Origin of the sequence: Streptomyces sp. NPDC006393, assembly GCF_040628575.1 — a bacterium.
Taxonomy (GTDB): Bacteria; Actinomycetota; Actinomycetes; order Streptomycetales; family Streptomycetaceae; genus Streptomyces.
The window spans coordinates 24488-43992 of sequence record NZ_JBEXZD010000029.1 but is presented as its reverse complement, the minus strand read 5'-3'; the positions used below and the strand labels follow the sequence as shown (position 1 = coordinate 43992).

General features: G+C 73.7%; 16 protein-coding genes. 5 read left to right on the top strand and 11 right to left on the bottom strand.

What is annotated here, in order from left to right; all coding sequences use genetic code 11:
- Positions 1–43 precede the first annotated feature (43 nt).
- The 7 genes from ABZ484_RS15030 to ABZ484_RS15000 form a co-directional block, all read right to left on the bottom strand.
- Positions 44–697, bottom strand: coding sequence for a HemK2/MTQ2 family protein methyltransferase (locus tag ABZ484_RS15030; protein ID WP_358866308.1), 654 nt, complete (start codon positions 695–697; stop codon positions 44–46).
- Between the two features lie 40 nt (positions 698–737).
- A complete protein-coding gene (locus ABZ484_RS15025) occupies positions 738–1760 on the bottom strand; it encodes an iron-containing redox enzyme family protein (protein ID WP_358866307.1) in 1023 nt (340 codons plus the stop codon).
- Between the two features lie 63 nt (positions 1761–1823).
- The gene (locus tag ABZ484_RS15020; protein ID WP_358866306.1) at positions 1824–2027 is read right to left on the bottom strand and encodes a hypothetical protein; all 204 of its coding nucleotides are present in this window, start codon (positions 2025–2027) and stop codon (positions 1824–1826) included.
- Between the two features lie 140 nt (positions 2028–2167).
- Positions 2168–4984, bottom strand: a complete 2817-nt coding sequence (locus ABZ484_RS15015) for an NHLP bacteriocin export ABC transporter permease/ATPase subunit (protein ID WP_358866305.1) — start codon at positions 4982–4984, stop codon at positions 2168–2170.
- A gap of 1 nt (position 4985) precedes the next feature.
- Positions 4986–7211, bottom strand: coding sequence for an NHLP family bacteriocin export ABC transporter peptidase/permease/ATPase subunit (locus tag ABZ484_RS15010; RefSeq protein WP_358866304.1), 2226 nt, complete (start codon positions 7209–7211; stop codon positions 4986–4988).
- Positions 7208–8014 carry an HlyD family efflux transporter periplasmic adaptor subunit gene (locus ABZ484_RS15005; protein ID WP_358866303.1) on the bottom strand — a complete coding sequence of 269 codons (807 nt, stop codon included), beginning with the start codon at positions 8012–8014 and terminating at the stop codon, positions 7208–7210. Before ABZ484_RS15005 ends, ABZ484_RS15010 begins: the two co-directional genes overlap by 4 nt.
- A gap of 141 nt (positions 8015–8155) precedes the next feature.
- The gene (locus ABZ484_RS15000; protein ID WP_358866302.1) at positions 8156–8371 is read right to left on the bottom strand and encodes a type A2 lantipeptide; all 216 of its coding nucleotides are present in this window, start codon (positions 8369–8371) and stop codon (positions 8156–8158) included.
- A gap of 683 nt (positions 8372–9054) precedes the next feature.
- Here ABZ484_RS15000 and ABZ484_RS14995 point away from each other — a divergent pair.
- Positions 9055–10458, top strand: coding sequence for a S1 family peptidase (locus ABZ484_RS14995; protein ID WP_358866301.1), 1404 nt, complete (start codon positions 9055–9057; stop codon positions 10456–10458).
- Between the two features lie 129 nt (positions 10459–10587).
- Here ABZ484_RS14995 and ABZ484_RS14990 read toward each other — a convergent pair whose 3' ends face one another.
- On the bottom strand, positions 10588–12747 hold the full coding sequence (locus ABZ484_RS14990; protein WP_358866338.1) for a SpoIIE family protein phosphatase: 2160 nt from the start codon (positions 12745–12747) through the stop codon (positions 10588–10590).
- Between the two features lie 258 nt (positions 12748–13005).
- On the opposite strand from ABZ484_RS14990, the gene ABZ484_RS14985 reads away from it, so the two are divergent.
- From ABZ484_RS14985 to ABZ484_RS14970, 4 genes are all read left to right on the top strand, one after another.
- Entirely contained in the window at positions 13006–15450 is a 2445-nt protein-coding gene (locus ABZ484_RS14985) for a SpoIIE family protein phosphatase (RefSeq protein ID WP_358866300.1), read from the top strand.
- Positions 15451–15656: 206 nt separating this feature from the next.
- Positions 15657–15956, top strand: coding sequence for a hypothetical protein (locus tag ABZ484_RS14980; protein ID WP_358866299.1), 300 nt, complete (start codon positions 15657–15659; stop codon positions 15954–15956).
- 58 nt (positions 15957–16014) lie between these two features.
- Entirely contained in the window at positions 16015–16383 is a 369-nt protein-coding gene (locus ABZ484_RS14975; RefSeq protein WP_358866298.1) for a DUF6479 family protein, read from the top strand.
- 132 nt (positions 16384–16515) lie between these two features.
- Entirely contained in the window at positions 16516–16695 is a 180-nt protein-coding gene (locus ABZ484_RS14970) for a hypothetical protein (protein ID WP_358866337.1), read from the top strand.
- 105 nt (positions 16696–16800) lie between these two features.
- Here ABZ484_RS14970 and ABZ484_RS14965 read toward each other — a convergent pair whose 3' ends face one another.
- The 3 genes from ABZ484_RS14965 to ABZ484_RS14955 are packed head-to-tail and all read right to left on the bottom strand — an operon-like array spanning position 16801 to position 19345.
- Positions 16801–17385: a hydrolase gene (locus ABZ484_RS14965; protein ID WP_358866297.1), complete on the bottom strand. Its 585-nt coding sequence runs from the start codon at positions 17383–17385 to the stop codon at positions 16801–16803.
- A complete protein-coding gene (locus tag ABZ484_RS14960; RefSeq protein ID WP_358866296.1) occupies positions 17343–18887 on the bottom strand; it encodes an MFS transporter in 1545 nt (514 codons plus the stop codon). Before ABZ484_RS14960 ends, ABZ484_RS14965 begins: the two co-directional genes overlap by 43 nt.
- A complete protein-coding gene (locus ABZ484_RS14955; protein ID WP_358866295.1) occupies positions 18884–19345 on the bottom strand; it encodes a MarR family transcriptional regulator in 462 nt (153 codons plus the stop codon). The genes ABZ484_RS14960 and ABZ484_RS14955 overlap by 4 nt, the downstream gene beginning before the upstream one ends.
- Positions 19346–19505: the final 160 nt, after the last annotated feature.

Here is a 19505-nt window from a genome sequence, read left to right as displayed (position 1 = left end):
CACCCGGCGAGGCGGGCGGGAGCGCCGCTCACCTCGCGGGGCCTCAGAGGGGACGTTCGGCACGGATGACCACCAGCTCTTCCTTCGCGTCGGCCGCGCCCAGCAGGCCCCGCTCCCGCAGCCATCCCTGCCGGGAGCGCAGCACCGGGCCGAACGCGATCCAGCGACGGCTCACCACGGCGGCCTTCAGGCCGGCCGCGCGCAGCAGCCACAGGCTGCGGCCGGGGCCGCTCAGCGCGGACTGGACGAGCAGCAGCACACCGCCGGGCCGCAGGAGTTCGGGTCCGTCCCGGCAGATCCTGTCCAGCACGAGACGCCCGTCGTCTCCGGCGTCCCAGGAGCGGGACCTGCCGTGGGGTGCGCGCCGGGCGCCGGGGGCCGGCACGTACGGCGGATTGGCGAGGACCATGTCGAAGGACAGCCCCCGCACCGGACCGAAGAGATTCCCCCTGAGGGTGCGGATGCGGACCCTCGCCCGCCAGGCGTTGAGGCGGGCCGTCCACACCGCCCGCCAGGACACGTCCACCGCGGTCACCTCGGCTCCCCGCCGCGCGGCCGCCAGCGCCAGCGCGCCGCTCCCGGTGCCCACGTCCAGGACCTGGGCGCCCGGCCGGAACGGCTCACCGGACAGAACCTCGGCCAGCAGCGCGGTGTCGTCCTGCGGGGCGTAGACACCGGGAAGCACCAGTTCACTCACGTCCCGCGAATACCCCGGGACTCAAGAGATATGGGCTCATTCACGAGAAATGAGCGACATGTTCCATCTGTGTGTCGAGCGCGACGCGCAGCGACGACCGGCCCGCCCGCCAGTCGGCGAGCAGCCGGCCGCCGAAGCGGTCCTCCAGGTGTCCCGTCGCATCGATACCGAAGGTGACGTCCGGTGCCAGCTGCGGTTCCTCCTCGAGCAGCCCGGCGATCACCTCGTGGCGTACGACCTGCTCGTGCACGGCGTCGGCCTCGACGTGCTCGGTGTAGAAGAACTCGGCGGCCGGACCCGCGCCCGTGCGGCGCATCGCCTCGGCCAGCCGCCGGGAGCCGGGGGAGGAGGTGATCTCGACCGCGGCGAAGTGGCCCACCAGGGCGCCGCGCAGCTCGCGGTGCAGACCGAACAGGGACATCAGGTTCACGGTGGCCAGGGCCTCGGCCGTGGCCGCGTCCAGATAGCGGCCGTACGTCGTCTCCAGGCCCAGGTCGGCCATCAGGTCGGCGAACAGCCGGGCGTGCACCCCCTCGGCCCGACCGCCCCCGTACTCGTCGAACTCCACCGCCGCCATGGCCGCCTTGGCCCGGCCCCACAGCCGCGGCAGCACCCAGGCGTGCGGGTCCGCCTCCTTGAGGTGGTACAGGGAGCGCTGGGCCGCGTACTCGCGCAGCTGCCACAGCTCGCCCTCGTCCCGCAGGTAGTGCGAGACACCCGTGCCCCGGACCGGCTCCACCAGCAGTTCGGCGAGGGCGTCGTCGAGGCGGTCGTGCCCGGGGGTGTCCGCGTACAGGGCGGTGAGGAAGCGCTGCTCCATCGCCGCCCGCACCCGCAGCAGATCGGGGTCCCACTCGCGGTCCGGGGCGACGTCCGCGAAGCCGCGGTAGTGCAGCTCGTAACACAGGTACAGGGCGAGCTGGAGGTCGTCACCGTACGCCCGCGCGCCGGCGACGTCCTCGGCGCGGGGCGGCGGTCCGGCGCCCCGCAGGTACGCCGTCACGGCCGCGGAGAGCGGTCCCCGGCACGGCGGCAGTGCGGGCCCTCGGTGATCGTGCTGCATGTGACGCGGGTACCCCGGGGATTCCCCGCCATCCACCGCCGTCCACCGTGCCGGGTGCGGTGTCTACCGCTCTCGGTCGTCCCCGGCTTCCGCCAAGGACTCCTCCTGGGCGCGCTCGTTCGGAGTGATCGCCTCCGCGGCCTCGCCCGCATGCCGCCGCTTCCGGGAGCCGTCGACGTCCGTCTCGGCGTCCTCGATCTCGTGCAGGATCTCACCGGCCGCGCTGTCGGAGCGGTCCTGACGCCGCCCGCCGTGGTGCTCACCCATGACGCTCTCGTCTCCCTTCCGCCGTCTCCTGCGCACCGTGCCGGTGCGCACGGGCCGGTGGGTACCCGCTGCGGGATCGTCCACGCCATGCCGGGCTGAGCGGCCCCCGGCAGGGCTCAGGCGAACCTGCCGGGCGGGCCTCACGCCAGCTGCCGCCGCACCAGCTCGTGCAGCCGGCCTCCGGTGTCCGCGAGCAGTTGGGCGGGCGTGCCCTGCTGGACGACCCGGCCGTCCTCCATGACGACGACCCGGTCCGCGTCCAGCACCGTGGACAGGCGGTGCGCGATGACGACGCGCGTGGCGTTGAGCTTGCGGGTGCTCTCGATCACCGTGCGCTGCGTGTCGTTGTCCAGGGCACTGGTCGCCTCGTCGAGGAAGAGGATCCGGGGACGCCGTACCAGCGCCTGGGCGATCATCAGGCGCTGCCGCTGGCCGCCGGAGACCGCCGAGCCGCCCGAGACGATGGTGTGCAGACCCATCGGCATCCGACTGATGTCCTCGGCCAGCCCCGCCATCTCCGCCGCCGCCATCGCCTCCTCGGGCGAGCACGGCTCGGTGCCCCGGATGACGTCCAGGATCGAGCCGGTGAAGGGCTGGGCGTGCTGGAGCACCACCCCGCACTGCCGGCGCACCGCCGACTGGTCGAGCGCCCCCAGGTCCTGGCCGTCGTACAGCACACTGCCCGACAGCGGCCGGTCGAAGCCGATCAGCAGCCGCAGCAGCGTCGACTTGCCGCAGCCGCTGGGCCCCACGATCGCCACGAACTCGCCCGGCCGTACCTGGAACGACACGTCGTCCAGGACCAGCGGACCGTCGTCGGCGTACCGGAACGACAGCCGCCGCGCCTCGATCGCCCCGGACAGCGGCCCCGGCCGGGTGCTCGCCGTGCGCACCTCCGGTGCGGCGTCGAGCACCGGCCGGATCTCCTCGAACAGCGGCAGCGCGGCCACCGCCGAGACGAACGCGCCGGTCAGCTGGGTGACCGAGGTCAGCAGCATCGTCACCGAGGTGTTGAAGGTCAGGAAGGCCGCCGCCGACATGGAGCCGCGCGCCGGACCGGCCAGCAGCATGAACATCAGCAGGGTGCACACCGGCAGGTACACGGCGCCCAGCACCGTGGTGAGGTTCTTGATCCGGCCCACCTTCTGCTGGAGTTCGCGGCTGTCCGCGAACCGTTCGGCCCAGGCCGCGTACGCGTAGTTCTCGGCCGCCGCCACCCGCAGCTTCGGCAGCCCGCGCAGGGTCTGGAAGGCCTGGTTGTTCAGCTTGTTGCTGAGCACCACCAGCCGGCGCTGCCAGCGCACCTGCCACAGCCCGAGGCCCAGGAACACGGCCGCGATCACCACGAGCATGCCGATCGCCGCCAGCGCCATCGACGCGCTGTACCAGAACAGCAGCGCCAGGTTCATGGCGCCGACGGTCACCGACTGGGCGACGACCGGACCGACCCCCGCCAGCAGCCTGCGGATGGCGCTGATGCCCATGGCGGCACTGGCCAGCTCACCGGTGGACCGCTCGGTGAAGAACTTCGTCGGCAGCCGCAGCAGCCGGTCCCACACGGCCGGCTGGAGGGTCGCCTCGATCCGCCCCTCCAGCCGCAGGACGGTCAGGTTCTCCAGCAGCATGAAGGCCGCCGCCACCAGACCGCTGACCATCACCGCCAGACACACCCGTGTGATCGGACCCTGCTCGGCCCGCGGCACGAACTCACCCAGCACCTTGCCGGTCGCGATCGGCACCAGCGCCCCGATCGCGACCGTCACCAGCCCGCTGACCAGCAGGTTCAGTAGGTCACCGCGGGTGCCGCGCAGACTGAAGCGGAGCAGCCCGACGGGGCCGAGCCCGCCCTCGGGCAGCGGCCGGTAGAACATCACCGCACGCGGTTCGAACTCCTCCGCGTTCGCCTTCTCGATCGGCGTCTCCCGCCCGGTCGCGGGGTGCACGGCGACGTAGCCGCCGCGCCGCCACAGCAGTGCGACCGGCGCGCCCGACAGCGCACGGTGGCCCAGCAGTGGGCCGACGTTCTCCCGCCACCAGCTGCCGTGCAGACGTACGGCCCTGGTGCGCACCCGCGAGGCCAGGGCGACCCGCTCCACCGGATCCAGCCGGTCGCCGCCGGTGCCGGGCTGCGGCGGAGCGGCGAGCCGGATCCCGGCGGTGCGCGCGACCAGCTCGCAGGCCGCGTACGTGGCGTCCGCGTCCGCGGCCGTGACGCGCTTGCCCGAGGACCGGCCGATGGAGGCCAGCAGGGTCCGGTCGGCCTGGGCGCGGACCGCCTCACCGGCCTTGATGCCCGCCGCCGTCCGGGTCTCGTGGGTGCGCTCCAGCTCCTCGATCCAGCGGTCCAGCGAGGTCAGCAGCCGGTACTGCTGGTCCACCATGGACTGCCACAGGGCCGGATCCATCAGCAGGTCGGCCGCCGCCTCGGCGCCGTACAGCGCCCCGTACTGCACGCTGCCCGGCGGCACCTGCATCCAGAACACGTCGTCGTCCGCGGGCGCCGCCGACCGGTCCTCGGCCATCGGGGCCTGGAAGAGGACGGACAGGCTGCGGCCCACGCCCAGCGCGAGCGCGTACTCCAGCGGGCTGGTCGTGGGCGGCACGTACTGGGGGTTGCCGTACTCGTCGTACGACCAGGTCTGGGTGGCGGCCGGCTGGTACAGCTCGCGCAGCCCGATGCGGTGCACCACGCAGTCCCTGAGCGGGCGCGCCACCAGGGTGTGCCGGGGGCCCGCGACCGGCCCGAGGAGCAGCGAGCCCGCCTCCAGCCGGCCCAGGTGGTGCCAGTGGCCCTGCTGCGCCGCGTCCACCGCGAACAGGTCCACCGCGCCGGACGCGACCAGCCACAGCACCTGCGGCCCTTCCAGGTCGAGCCGGTTCAGGCCGGTGCAGTCCACCGGCGTGCCCAGGGACGCGAGCGCCCCGAGGACGAAATCGCCTTCGCCGACGGCCGTCATCTCACCGCTCCCTGACCAGTGCCGCGTACGCGCCGCCGCGCGCCACCAGCTCCTCGTGCCGTCCGCGTTCGACGACCGTGCCGTGCTGGAGCACCACGATCTCGTCGCTGTCGCGCACGGTGGACAGCCGGTGCGCGATCACCACGCAGGCGCAGCCGCGCCGCCGCAGATTGTCCATGACCACCTGCTCGGTCTCGGCGTCCAGCGCGCTCGTCACCTCGTCCAGCACGAGGATGCTGGGCCGGCGCACCAGCGCCCGCGCGATCTCCAGGCGCTGGCGCTGCCCGCCGGAGAAGTTCCGGCCGTCCTGCTCGACCCGGCTGTGGATGCCGCCGGGGCGGCGCACCACCACGTCGTACAGGGCGGCGTCGCGCAGCGCCTCCACCACGGCGTCGTCCGGGATCGACGGATCCCACAGGGCCACGTTGTCGCGGACGGTGCCCTCGAAGAGGAACACGTCCTGGTCGACGAAGGACACGGAGGCGGCCAGGGCGCCCCGGGGAATGTCCTCCAGCCGCTGCCCGTCGATGCGGATCACACCCTCCCACGGCGTGTACAGACCCGAGATCAGCCGCGACACCGTCGACTTGCCGCTGCCCGAACCGCCCACCAGCGCCACCTGCTGCCCCGGACCGACGGCCAGGTCGAAGCCCGTCAGCAGCGGCTTGTCCAGCGGGCTGTAGCCGAAGGAGATGTTCTGCAACTCCACATGGCCGTGCAGCCGGCGGGTGGAGTCGCCGCCGCCGGGACGGGCGTAGAGCGGGTCCGTGCGGAAGTTCTCCACGTCCTTGAGGCGGGCCACGTCGGCCGCGAAGTCCTGGATGCGGCCCGCGACACCGTTGAGGCGGGTCAGCGGCGCGGTGAACCGGGTCACCAGCGCCTGGAACGCGACCAGCAGACCGACCGAGATGTGTCCCTCGATCGCCCGCATGCCGCCGATCCACAGGATCAGCGCGCTGTTCAGCGTGGCCAGCGTCGGCGCGACCACGCCCAGCCAGGCGCTCGGCACCCCCAGCCGCTGCTGCTCCTCCAGCGTGGTGGCGTGCTGCCCGGCCCAGGTGCGGAAGTAGCCGTCCTCACCGCCGGTCGCCTTCATGGTCTCGATCAGCTGAAGGCCGGTGTAGGCGGTGTTCGTCAGCCGCGCCGTGTCCGCCCGCAGCTTCGCCGTACGGGTCGCGCGCAGCCGTACGACCACCCGCATCGCCACGATGTTCAGCAGCGCCACACCGATGCCGACGAAGGTCAGCTGCGGGTCGTAGGTGTAGAGGAGCACCGCGTACAGCACCACGACCACCGCGTCCACGCCCGCCGCCGCCAGGTCGCGCGCCAGCGTCTCGGCGACCTGGTCGTTGGACTGCAGGCGTTGCACCAGGTCGGCCGGGCTGCGCTGGGCGAAGAACGTGACCGGCAGCCGCAGCAGATGGCGCAGGAAGCGGGCCCCGGCGAGGGTGGAGGAGATCACCCGGCCGTGCAGCAGATTGGCCTGCTGGAGCCAGGTCAGCACGACGGTGAGCAGGACGCACGCGCCCATCGACGCGAACAGCACGCCCAGCAGCGACGTCTGCCCGCCGATGAGGTAGGTGTCGATGTAGGTGCGGCTGAGCGCGGGCACCGCCGCGCCGACCGCGACCAGCAGCAGGCTCGCCAGCATCGCCGCCGGCAGCGCGCCCGCGGTGCCGCGCAGCCGGGCCGGCATGGCACCAAGGATCCCGGGCCTGCGCCCGCCCCGGGTGAAGCCCTCGCCCGGCTCCAGCACCAGCACCACACCGGTGAAGCTGGTGTCGAAGTCCTCCATGGGGACGAAACGCCGGCCCTTGGCGGGGTCGTTGACGAACACGCCGCGCCGGCCCAGGCGGCGGCCCATGCCGTCGTAGACGACGTAGTGGTTGAACTCCCAGAACAGGATGGCCGGCGCCTGCACCTCGGCGAGGGCGGCGGTGTCCATCTGCATGCCCTTGGCCGTCAGGCCGTAACTCCGCGCCGCCTTCAGCAGGTTGCTGGCGCGCGAGCCGTCGCGGGAGACACCGCAGGCGATGCGCAGCTCCTCCAGCGGGACATGGCGGCCGTAGTGGCCGAGCACCATGGCGAGCGAGGCGGCGCCGCACTCCACGGCCTCCATCTGGAGCACCGTGGGCGTACGGACGGCGCGGCCCCGCCCCTTGGGGACCGGGCGCCTGGGCGGGGCGGCGCGGCGGCGGCCCCGGGTCTCGGGAGCGGTGGTGGTCACGGCAGCAGCCAATCGACGGGACGCTGGTCGGCCAGGCGGATCGAGGCCGTGGCCAGGGTCATGGAGTCCGGCCGGAACGGCGGGCCGTCCGCGGACGACCACCGGTAGCCGCTCTTCGTCGTGGACGCCACATCGAGCCGTACGAGCACGGCGACCGGGCGTCCCTTCCGGCTGAACTGCTCGCCCAGCTGGCTGTCCCCGAGGTACGCGGCGATCTGCTGGGCCGACTGCGCCGAGCGGTCCACCGACTTCACATGGCCGCGCAGCACGCCGTAGCGCTGGGCCGGCACGGAGGAGACGGTCAGGTCGACGGCGGCGTCGGCGGGGATGGCGGCGGCGTTCTGGGCGGGGACGTAGACGGTGGCGTACAGCGGGTCGGAGGCGTGGGCGACCTTCTCGACGGCGGCGACGTTCGCACCGGTGGAGATGATCTGCCCGATGGTGGCGGCGAGCGCGGTGATCCGGCCCGCGGCGACGGTGCGGACGACCGACTCGCCCTGAGCCGTCCGCACCTTCAGCACGGGCGCGTTCGCGGGCAGCCGCTCGCCCTGCTCGGCGAGCACCGCGGTGACCTGTCCGGCGACCGGGCTCTGCAGGACGTAGCTGCCCTGCCCGTGGGTGAGGACGGCCGGCGCGGAGACAGTGGAGGCCACGGACCCGGTCACGGCCCACACGCAGGCGGCGGCCATCGCCACGAGCGTGACGGACAGCACGAGCCAGCCCTGCGGGCGGGCGAGCCGCACCGGAAGGTCGAGTTCTTCGGGTGACTGGAGCTTGGCGAGGGCCTGTTGGCGGAACTGCACGGAACCTTCCCTCACCTGGGAGAGACGTCTCAGGGGATGTTTCAGAGGGTGTTTCGGGGAGCGTCACGCGGGACGTCTCAGGACGCCCGAGAGTCCCGGAACCGGGGGGCGGCTCCGGGACTCAGGGACGACGCGGTGCGATCAGAGACCGGCGACCAGGTTGGTGACCGGGGCGGTGTTGAGGCCGGTCACACCCTCGACGGTGCCGACGGCGGTGTCGATCAGACCGGACACCGGGGCAACGCCGTCCACCAGGCCGGTGGCGGTGCCGAGAGCGTTCACAGCCAGACCGCCGGAGACGTTGTCGAGCTCGGCGTCGGAGATCTCGACGGTCTCAACCTGGGGGGTGGAGTTCATGATGGAACGTCCCTTCCTATGGGGATTCACAAGGGGGAAGCGGCCCCTTCTGGGGACAGACGGACGGCCGCGACCGCGGGTGCCGGACACCGGAGTCAGGTGCGACCGGCGGGCCCCGCGGTGCGATGGATCAAAGCACGCCGGCACCCGTGGCTTCCACTCAACCAGGCCTCTCACCTGGGAACTTGTCGATTCGTCCACCCCATCCGTGCATGTGCGGACACGACTTGTCGGCCACTTCTTCACATGCCTCACGGCATCGGTGCGTTCAGGCCCTTGCTCCGGTCGTGACGAATCCGGCACTCCGCGCCAATGCCGCCTCCGGGGGTGTGCGGTTGTGCAGATCCGCCGCGCCCGGTGACGTGGTTGGGCATTGGCTGTGCAGATTCGCTGAAGCCATGGTTCCGCTCTTGATCGGCGGCGGTTCGTCGACGGAACGTTGTTGATCGATCGCTTGGCGTAGTCCGTCCGCCGTGAGCGTGTGCGGTCCGTCCCGCCGGCGAGTCGCCGATTCCGACGCCGATTCCCTGCGTCACGGGGCCAGTTGGGAAGCGCACCACGGGGCCGGCCGGGAAACGGAATTGAACGCCCCGCCCGAGTCGTGCGTACCAACAGCCATCCAGGCGCCCCCCAACCCACTGCCGGACGGCGGTCCCGGCCCCGTCCCCAGGAGGTCGAGAAGTTTGAGTCACAAGCGAATTCCGAAGCGCAAGGCCGCGATAGCGGCGGGCGGCGTGGTGGCGCTCGGCGCGGCGGCGATGCTGCTTCCCCACGCCAACGCCTCCCAGGACGGCGCGGCGGACGACGCCTCCCCGAGAACCCTCAAGGCGACGGACGCCTCGGACCTCGCCACCCGACTGGCCGCGTCACTCGGCGACGCCCTCGCGGGCTCCTACTACGACAGTGCCAGGCGGCAGCTGGTCGTGAACGTGGTGAGCGGCGACGACAACGTCGTCGTCCAGGCGGAGAAGGCGGGCGCGGCCGTCCGCCGGGTCGACAACAGCACCGCCGAGCTGAAGTCGGCCGCGCGGACCCTGAAGGCCAGGGCCACCATTGCGGGCACCTCATGGGCCGTCGACCCGCGGACGAACAAGGTCGTGGTCACCGCCGACAGCACGGTCACCGGCGCCCGGTGGGACCGGCTCCGGTCCACCGTCCAGAGCCTCGGCTCCGGCATGGCGACCCTCAAGAAGTCCGCCGGCACCTTCAAGACCTTCGCCTCCGGCGGCGACGCCATCTTCGCCCAGGCGCAGGGCGGCACCGTCCGCTGCTCCCTCGGCTTCAACGTCACCGCCTCCGACGGCAGTCCGGCGTTCCTGACCGCCGGTCACTGCGGTGTCGCGGCCAAGCAGTGGGCCGACTCCCAGAACGGGCAGCCGATCGCCACGGTGGACCAGGCCACCTTCCCCGGCAACGACTTCTCCCTGGTCAAGTACGACGACCCCGGCACCCAGGCACCGAGCGACGTCGACGTCGGCAACGGGCAGAGCGTCCAGATCACCCAGGCCGCCGACGCCACCGTCGGCGAGACCGTCTTCCGCATGGGCAGCACCACCGGCCTGCACGACGGGACCGTCACCGGCCTCGACGCCACCGTGAACTTCCAGAGCGAGACCGACCCGAACGGCGTCGACACCGTCAATGGCCTGATCCAGACGAACGTCTGCGCCGAACCCGGCGACAGCGGCGGCTCGCTGTTCACCCAGGACGGGGGCGCGGTCGGCCTCACCTCGGGCGGCAGCGGCGACTGCACCCAGGGCGGCGAGACCTTCTTCCAGCCGGTCACCGCGGCCCTTCAGGCGACCGGCGCGACCCTCGGCGCCGGCAGTGGCAGCGGCAGCGGCAGCGGTGCGGGCGACGGTGCCGGGCAGCAGGGTGCCGGGGACCAGGGCGCCGGCGCGCAGGGCGGCGGGGACCAGCAGGCCGGTGGAGACCAGTCCGGCACCGGCTCGGAGACCGCGCCCGGCGACCCGTCGGGCACCGGGGACGGCTCCGGCGCGGCGGACGACTCCGGCGCGGCCGACGGCTCCGGGACGGCCGACGGCTCCGGGACGGCCGACGGCTCCGGGATGGCCCAGAGCCACTGACCGGTACACCCGGCGGTTCCCCACCGGTCAGTGGATCGGTCCGGCCCTCCGGCGGGACGGCCGGACCGATCCGTACTCCCCGGGCACTCGCTCGGCCCTTCCCCCGCCGCGCCGTCGGCCGCCTTGGCGTCAGCGGTTCCCGCGCGCCCGCAGCAGCAGTACCGCCACGTCGTCGATCCGCTCCCGTACCACCGCCGACTGCTCCACCAGGACGTGGGCCAGCTGGCTCAGCGGCACGTCCCCGGCCGCGCCGAGCCGCTGTCCCAGCTCGGCGAGCGCGTCCTCGATGTCCGTCCCGGGCGTCTCGACGAGCCCGTCGGTGTAAAGGACGAGCACCGAGCCGGGGGCGAGGTCGACGCGTGTCGTCGGATAGGTGGCGGCCGGGTCGATGCCCAGCAGCGGGCCGCCGGCCAGGTCGAGCACGCGCACCCGCCCGTCCGGCCGTCTCAGCAGCGGCGGCGGGTGCCCCGCCCGGGACATCACCGCGGAGCCGTCGGCCGCGTCGAGCCGCAGGTACAGACAGCTCGCGAACAGCTCGACCCCGAGGTCCATCAGCAGCCCGTTGGTGCTCCGCATGACCTCCTGCGGCTCCTGCCCGACCGTCGTGTAGGCGCGTACGGCCGTACGCAGCTGTCCCATCAGACCGGCGGCGGTCACGTTGTGCCCCTGCACGTCCCCGATCACGGCGGCGGCCGTCGGCCGGGCGGGCACCAGGTCGTAGAAGTCCCCGCCGATCTCCATGCCCTGAGTGGCCGGCAGATAGCGGGCCGCCGCGTCGAAACCCGGCAGCCGCGGCAGCGAGTGCGGCAGCAGCGCCTGCTGGAGACCGTGGGCCAGCCGGTGCTTGGCGTCGTAGAGCCGGGCCCGCTCCAGCGCCTGCGCGATCAGCCCGCCCAGGCTCGTCAGCACGGCCCGCTCCTCCGCGGGGAAGGGATGCGGGTCGGCGTAGGCCAGCACACAGGTGCCCACCGGGCGCCCGGACGCGATGAGCGGCAGATACGCCCAGGCGGCGAAGCCGTCCCGGACCGCCTGCCGGACCGGGTACAGCCGCTCCAGCTGCTGCCGGGAGTCGAAGAACGCGGGCGCCCCGGTCGTCAGCACCCGTGTGCCCGGCGTCGGCGCGGACAGCGGAGTCCCGTGGAACTGCTCGACGGCCCGCGCGTCCCGGTAGCCGCGCTGCCCCAGCACGTGCAGCCGCCCCGACTGCGAACCGAGGATCATCAGGCCCTGGCTGCCGACCGCCGGGACGATCTCGTCCGCGACCAGCTGCACCACGTCCTGCACGCCCACGGCCTCGGTCAGCGCCCCGGCCAGGCTCAAAACCTGCGAGATGGTCACCAGACTGGGCGGTGCGGAGGCCTCGCCGGGCGGGGGCGTGGCGCGGCCGAGCTCCGCCACCGCCCGGGCCCGGCTGATCCGGACGCTCAGCCCGGTGGTGTCGGGGTACATCCGGAACGACAGCCAGTCCCCGGGCGGGCGCAGCGCCACGAAGGACGTGACGTGCTGACTGAGCAGCGCGCCCCGGTAGCGGTCCTCGTACATCGGGTCGTTCAGCCACGGCACCGACGCCCACAGCCGGGTGCCGAGCAGCTCGCTGACGGGCAGGCCGAGCAGCTCGGCCGCGGCGGCGTTGGCGTAGGACACCCGGCCGTGCAGATCGAGCGAGGCGAGTCCGTAGGGCAGGCGGTGCACCAGCCGGGCCGCCTCGACCGAGCCCAGCCCCCCGGCCGCCCCGCCTCCCGGCGGGACGGCGAGGAGATCCGGCTCCGGAGGCAGCGTGCGGCGCTCGGCCGCCGCCCGCTCCAGACGCAGCGCCAGCCGGTCGCAGGCGCCGGTCAGATGCTCCCGCTCCCAGTCGCCCAGCGCCGGAGGGTGCTCGGCGGGCCAGGTCACGAAGACGGCGCCGTACACGGCGGACGGGGTGGCCAGGGGCAGTGCCGCCAGCGCGAACGGGTAGGGCAGGACCACGGCGATCCGCGGGAAGCAGCGGGCCATCTCCTCCTCCCCACCGACCCAGACCAGCCCCCGCTCGCGCACCGCCTGGGCGACCGGCACCGGCGCGCTCAGCCCGACCCGCTCCCAGGGCGCGACGAACGCGCGGGGCATGCCCGCCATCACGGCCATCTCCAGCACCGGCTGGTCGGGCGCGAGCAGATACACGGCACCCGAGTGCGCGTGGACCTCGTCCATCATGGCGGCCAGCGCCAGGGACAGCAGCGGTCGCCCGACCGCTCCGCTGTCGGTCGGCGGCGCCAGTCCGGACGGTCGGCCCTCGGCCACGCCGACCACCTCCTCGTACACGCACGGCCGCGCGACGGGTCCCCCGGATCAAGGCTCCCTCGTGAACGCCCGCGGCGCACGGCGAGCGGTGCCCGCGAGCCCCGTTGTCCCGGCTGCGCCCGGTCCCGTCCGTGCCGCGGTCCGCGCCACCCGCCACGGGATGCCCCCGGTGCGGCAGGCGCGGGCGCCGGACGCCCCGCTCCCCGCGCCCGCAGGGACTTCACGGAACCGTCACAGGGGCTGCGCGACGAGCCGATACGCGCTGTAATGGCCAACGTGGTCAGTGAGGGCGCTACGACACGCAGAACAAGGTCTCTGCGGGCCGAACTTGCCCTCAGGACGGTCGCCGCCACCACCGCCCCGGGCGACCGGCCGCGCCGCGTCCTGGAACAGGCCCTCGTCTTCACCTCGGCCGCCTTCGCCGGCGTCTACACGCGTGCGGAGACCGGTGACGTGCTGTGCCTGTCGGAGTCCGTCGGCGTCCCGCGGACCCTGTACGGGCTGCGCGACGCCTACCCCTTGGCCGGGCGGTCCCCGATGGCCGAGGCCCGTCGCACCGGGCGGGCCCTGTGGCTCGGTCCGGCGGAGGTCGCCGACTGCTCCGACGCCCGGCGGATGCCCGAGTGCGACGCCTTCATGGCCGCGCTGCCGCTGCCCGGGCGCGGCTGTCTGCTCGCGGTCACCGAGAGCCCCGGCGGCTTCGACAGCGAGGACCGGGAGTGCCTGGAGCTGGTCGCCGAGGCCGTCGCATGCCCCGCGCCCGATGAGGCCGCCCCGGGCGAGGAACTGCCGCCCAACTCGTTCAGCCTCGCCATGGACACCGGCCGCGTCGAGGTCGGCGACGACCTCCTGGCCCTGTTCGGCATCGGCCGCGCCGACTTCGACGGCAAGGTCGAGACCCTGCTCGCGCTGACCGTGCCGGAGGACCTGCCCGCGCTGATGTCCGTGGTGGAGGCCGACCACATGACCATCGGCGAGCGCGAACTGGAGTTCCGCGTGCTGCAGCCGGACGGGCCGCCCAGGTGGCTGCGGCTGCGCGGCCGGCTGCTGGCCGGCGGCGAGGGCCGCCCGGCCCGCCTGGTCGGCACCGTCGCCGACGCCTCCACCCTGCGTCCCGGGGTCACCGACGTGACCCGCGTCCAGCGCCTGGCCGCCGCCCTGGCGACCGCGGGCACCGTCCGGGACGTCAGCCAGGCCGTGGTCACCGCCCTGCGCAAGCCGCTGCGCGCCGACCGGATCGCGCTCGCCGAACTGGAGAACGACCGGCTGGTCGTCACCGTCCTCGACCCGCCCGAACCGGAGGCCTGGCCCGAACTGTGGCGCCAGGAGTGGCGCACCGAGTGGCCGGACGCACCGGTACGGGCCATGCCCACCCTGGGCGCCGCCCTCAGCGAGGGCCGCGCCCAGATATGGCCCGCCGGAACCGCGCTGGAGCCCGCCCTCGCCGACGTCGGCCCCGGCGGCCTCGCGGTGCTGCCGCTGCCCGCGGCCGGCCGGATGGCCGGCGCCTGCCTGATCGGCTGGGACGAACCGCACGACTTCGGCCCCGACGAACGCGCCCTGCTCACCGCCTCGGCCGGCCTCGCCGGCCAGGCCCTGATGCGCGCCCACGCCTTCGACGCCGAGCACGAGCTCGTCGGCATGCTCCAGCGGACCCTGCTGCCCCGCCGGCTGCCGAAACTGCCCGGCGCGGAGGCGGTGGCCCGCTATCTGCCCGCTACGGCCGGCCTGGAGCTCGGCGGCGACTGGTACGACGTGATCCCGCTGCCCGACAACCACGTCGCCCTCGTCATCGGCGACGTCCAGGGCCACAGCGCGGGCGCGGCCACCCTGATGGGCCAGATGCGCACCGCGCTGCGCGCCTACGCCGCCGAGGGCCACCCGCCGGACGTCGTCGTCTCCCACGCCAACCGGCTCCTGCTGGACATGGAGACCGACCTGTTCGCCACCTGCGCCTACGTCGACGTGGACATGGAGGCCGGCACGGCCTGGTGCGTACGCGCCGGGCATCTGCCCCCCGTGCTGCGCTACCCCGACGGCCGCGTGGAGATCGCGGAGGCGGAGGGCGGGCCGCCGCTCGGAGTGCTCACCCAGGCCGACTTCCCGATGAACCCGCTCCGCCTCCAGCCCGGTACGGTGCTCGCCCTGACCACGGACGGCCTCGTGGAGTCACCGGCCTCCGACATCGACCAGGGCATGGCCTGCTTCGCCGGCCGCCTGGCCGCCGCCGACCCCGGCCACCTCGGACTGGTCGCCGACGCCCTGCTCACCGACGCCGGCCGGAGCGACGACATCGCGCTGCTGCTGATGCGCTACGAGGGCCTGGCCGTGCGCCCGCTCCGGGAGACCTGGACGGTGTGGCGGGTGCCCGAGGCGGTCAGCCACGCGCGCCGCTTCACCCGGCGCACCCTGCGCGCCTGGGAGGTGACCGCCGACGCCGACGCCGCCCTCCTCGTCGTCTCCGAACTGGTCACCAACGCCCTCGTGCACACCGACGGACAGGTGCGCCTGGACCTCACCCTCGTCAACGACCGGCTGCGCATCGCGGTCGCCGACACCTCGCCGCGTACGCCCGTCAAACCGACCCGCATCGGCTGGGAGGCCACCGGCGGCCGGGGCATCCTCCTCGTCGAGGCCGTGTCGGCCACCTGGGGCACCTTGCCGGTCAGCGGCGGCAAGCAGGTGTGGAGCGAGCTGGTCCTTGGGGAGTGACCGTCACCTCCTGGGGGAGTGACCGTCACCGCGACCGGCGGGCCCGACCGGCAGCCGCGACCGGCACCCCTGCCCGGATCCCGCGCTGTGCCGGGACGTGGGCGGGTCGTGGGCGGGCCGCACGGACCGCCACACGGGTGTGCCGCACCCGGACCACGGCAGGTCTGAGCAGCCGTGCGGCCCGGCCCTGTCTAGGGTCCTGGGCTGTGTCACACACCTTCGAAGAGCTTGTCGCGAAGCAGCGCGCGGCCGACGAGGCGCACACCCGGGTCGAGCAACTGCGGCAGAACTACGGGCCGCCCGCGCAGGAGCGGTGGACCGGGCTGCAGAGCGAGACGTACGAGACGGCCTGGCGCGCCTGGCGCGACCTCGCGCGCGATCTGCAGGCCGCCCTGAACGAGTACGCGAGCGACGAGGGAAGGCCCCGCACCGAGGTGGAGGCCGACGTGGAGCGGGCCGCGCGGCCGGCCGGGGAAGACGGCGGCGCCGGGCCGCGGGAGCCGTGAACCGGGGTCCGGCCCGGCCGCCGGGTATCCGCAGGCCGAGGCCGGGTACCCGGCGTCCATGGACACCACTGGATATGAAATGGCCGCGGCGAGCCCGGGCTTCGGGGTCGCCGCCTTCGTCGTCGGGGGTCTGGTCGTCGTCGGCGTGCTGATCTGGGCCGTGCGGCTCGGGATCAGAGTGATGCGGAGCGAGTCGAGGACCCCCCGTGGCGGCGAACACCCCACGTTGCCGGAGTCCGGGCCCGTCCACGAGATCCGGCAGCGGCGCGAAGCCGACGAGGTCCCGCGCGCCGAGGAGACCGGCCGCCGCCTGACCCCGCACGAACTGGGTTCGTCCGGCAGCAGGCGCAGCGAGGACCAGAGCCGCCCCCGCTGGAACGCCGGATCCAGCGGCTCCTTCGGCGGCGGAGGCCCGGGCGCCACATGAGCCGGCGGGTTTGCCCCGGAGACGCCCGGGGACCCGAAGACCCCAGGCCCGCGGGGTTGCTGTCGCCGACCGAACCGCCGGGGCGACTGGAACGGACCGGACAGGACCGGACGCAGAAGGAAGATGAGCGTCGTGACCGCGCACACCACGGACAAGCCGGTGACCCACCGTCCCGAGGAGACAGGTTGGGCGGAGGCCCGCCGACGCCGGGAGAACGGCGTGCGCACCTGCCTGCCGGCGGTCGACGACCGCGGCGGCCCGCGGTCGGACCACGGCGGTGCCGACTGGAACATCGTGCGGGGTGAGGACTGACCGGCGAGACACCCCCCCCACGGGGACCGACCGACGTCGTGCGGGGCGAGGACCGACCCGTCCGCCCTTGTCCTCGCCCCGCACCGCCCCGCCCCGCCGTCCTGGTCAGCCGTGGGTCTTGGCCAGCAGCTCCAGGATCTCCGCGGTGCTGCCCGTCTCGCCCAGACGCGGGAAGATCCGCGCCAGGCTGTTCGCGTGGGCGTCCGCGTCCAGGTCGCTCATGGCGTCGGTGGCCAGCGTGACGTGGTAGCCGTGCTCATGGGCGGCGCGCGCGGTGGACTCCACGCCGATGCTGGTCGCGATGCCGGTCAGCACGATCTGGGTCACCCCCCGCCGGCGCAGCTGCACATCGAGGTCGGTGCCGTGAAAGGCGCCCCAGTTGTGCTTGGTGACGCTGATGTCGCCGGAGTGGCCCGCCAGTTCGGGCACGATCACGTCCCAGCCCTCGGGACGGGCCCGGCCGGAGCCGGCCGCCTCGGTGCGGCCGGGCGGCACGTCCCCGAAGTCCGGGGCGAAGGAGACGCGGACCAGTACCACGGGCAGGTCACGGGCGCGGAAGGCGTCGGCGAGCTCCACGGTGCGCGCGACCACGTCGGCACCGGAGTGGGGAGCGGTCGGCGCGGCGGCGATGCCTGCCTGGAGATCGATCACGACGAGGGCGGTACGCGGGTCGAGGGCGGTGACTGCCATGGGTCTGAGGCCTTTCGGGTCTTGCCGGGGGTTTCGGTATTGCCAGGGGTTCCGGTATTGCCGAGGGTCTCGGCATTGCCGGGGATTCCGGTGTTGCGGTGGACGAGATGTGCGAGTGACCGGCCGGGCACGGCGCTCACCAGGAGCAACGCCGATCCGGCGATCATGAACAGGGCCAGGCCGTGCAGCCCGGCCGTGTCGGCGCGGTGCGGGAAGAACCCCGCGGTGGCGGCGGACGCCGCCAGCGCGCCGAGGTACATGAAGGTGCGCAGCAGCCCGGCGGCCGACGCGATCCGCGCCGGATCGGCCTGCCGGTAGAGCGCGTTCTGGTTGGCGAGGCCGATGAGCCCCTGCGGGACGCCCATCACGACCCCCGCCATGAGGAGCAGCCACACCGGGCTGCCGGAGCCGACCAGCAGCAGGACGGCACAGGCGACGACCTGGACGGCGGCCCCGACGACGAGCTTCGCCCGTACGGCCTCGCGGCGCCCGGTCAGCGCGGAGACGGTGAGCGCGGCGGCCGACAGCGGAAGCAGCACCAGTCCGGCCGTCGTGGCACCGAGCCCGCGCCCCTCCTCCAGCCACTGCGTGTAGCCGTACATGAAGGCGTAGGAGGTGGTGTAGCCGAGCAGCTGGCGCACATACGTGGCCAGCAGCGGCACATTGCCGCCCAGCACCCGCAGGTCGACGAAGGGCCGCGCGACCCGCAGCTCCCGCACCGCGAACGCGGCGCCCGTGGCGGCGGCGAGCAGCGGCAGGTACCAGTGGTCCGCCCGCGGTTCCATCAGGAACAGCATCAGCGCCACGAGCATGCCCGCGAACAGCACCATGCCGGGCAGATCCACGTCCCGGCGGGCGGTCGCGGTGCGCCGCTCCCTCGGCAGCCGCGACACGCCGAGGACCAGACAGGCCGCGGACAGCGGCACGTTGACCGTGAACACGGCGCGCCAGCCACCGATACCGATCAGCAGGCCGCCGAGCGCCGGGCCCACCACGGCCACCGTCTGGTTGGCCACGGCCAGGGCCGTCAGCACGCCCGTCGGGCTGTCCCGTCCCGTCCGCTCGGCCTCGCGCCGGGTGAGCTGCATGGCCGCCGGGTACGCCGCCGAGGTCCCGAACCCCAGCAGCACCCGGGCGCCGATGAGCGCGCCCAGCGTCGGGGCGAGGGCGCCCAGCAGGCCCGCCGCCCCCACCAGGGCCGTACCGATGAGGTAGAGCCGGCGAGGCCCGTACATGTCGACGAGCCGCCCGATGACGGGCTGGCCCACGGCGGTCGCCAGGTAGAGCGCCGAGACCAGCCAGACCGTGTGGGCCGGCGGTGCCCCGAAGGCGGTGCCGATCGGGACGAGGGCCACCGCGATCATCGAGGAGTTGATCGGGTTGAGGACCGACCCCAGGACCATCGGGGCGATCAGGCGGCGGTCGAAGGAGTCGGGGGGTGGGGGCGCCGCGTCCCTGGTGGTGCCGGGGTGGCCGGTGGTGCGGGTCGGACCGCCTCTCACGGCCGCGTCAGCCGTTCCAGCAGCGTCAGCGCCTCCACGAGCGTCTGCCGCTCGTCCTCGGTGTACCGGTCCTCCAGGGCCCGGGCCAGCCACTCCGCGCGGACCTGCCGGTTGCCCTCGATGCGCTCGCGGCCGCCGTCGGTGAGGGTGACGAGCTGCCGCCTGCCGTCCTCGGGGTCGGGGCTGCGCCGGATGAGGCCGTGCTGCTCGAGGGCGGCGAGGGTGGCGGCCATCGACTGTGGCCGGACCCCCTCGGCGGCGGCCAGGGCGCTGGCCGTGGCGGCGCCGTGCTTGCCGACCAGGGTGAGCGCCGACACCTGGGAGGGCGTGAGGTCGTCGTCCTGTGCCACCTCGCGGATCCGGCGCCGCAGCCGGCTGAACACCACCCGCAGGTCGCGCGCGGCCAGGGCGGCGGACACGGAGATGCCCTCGGGTACCTCGGTGGTCTGGTGATCCATACCGTCACCGTAGAACCATCAGGTGAAACTGTCCAGTCTGGACTGAACAGTTTCACCTGGAGACCTTGCCCGGAGATGCTGCTCGGCGATGTCGCCCGGAGATGCTGCTCGGCGATGTCGCCCGGAGATGCTGCTCGGCGATGTCACCCGGAGATCTCGC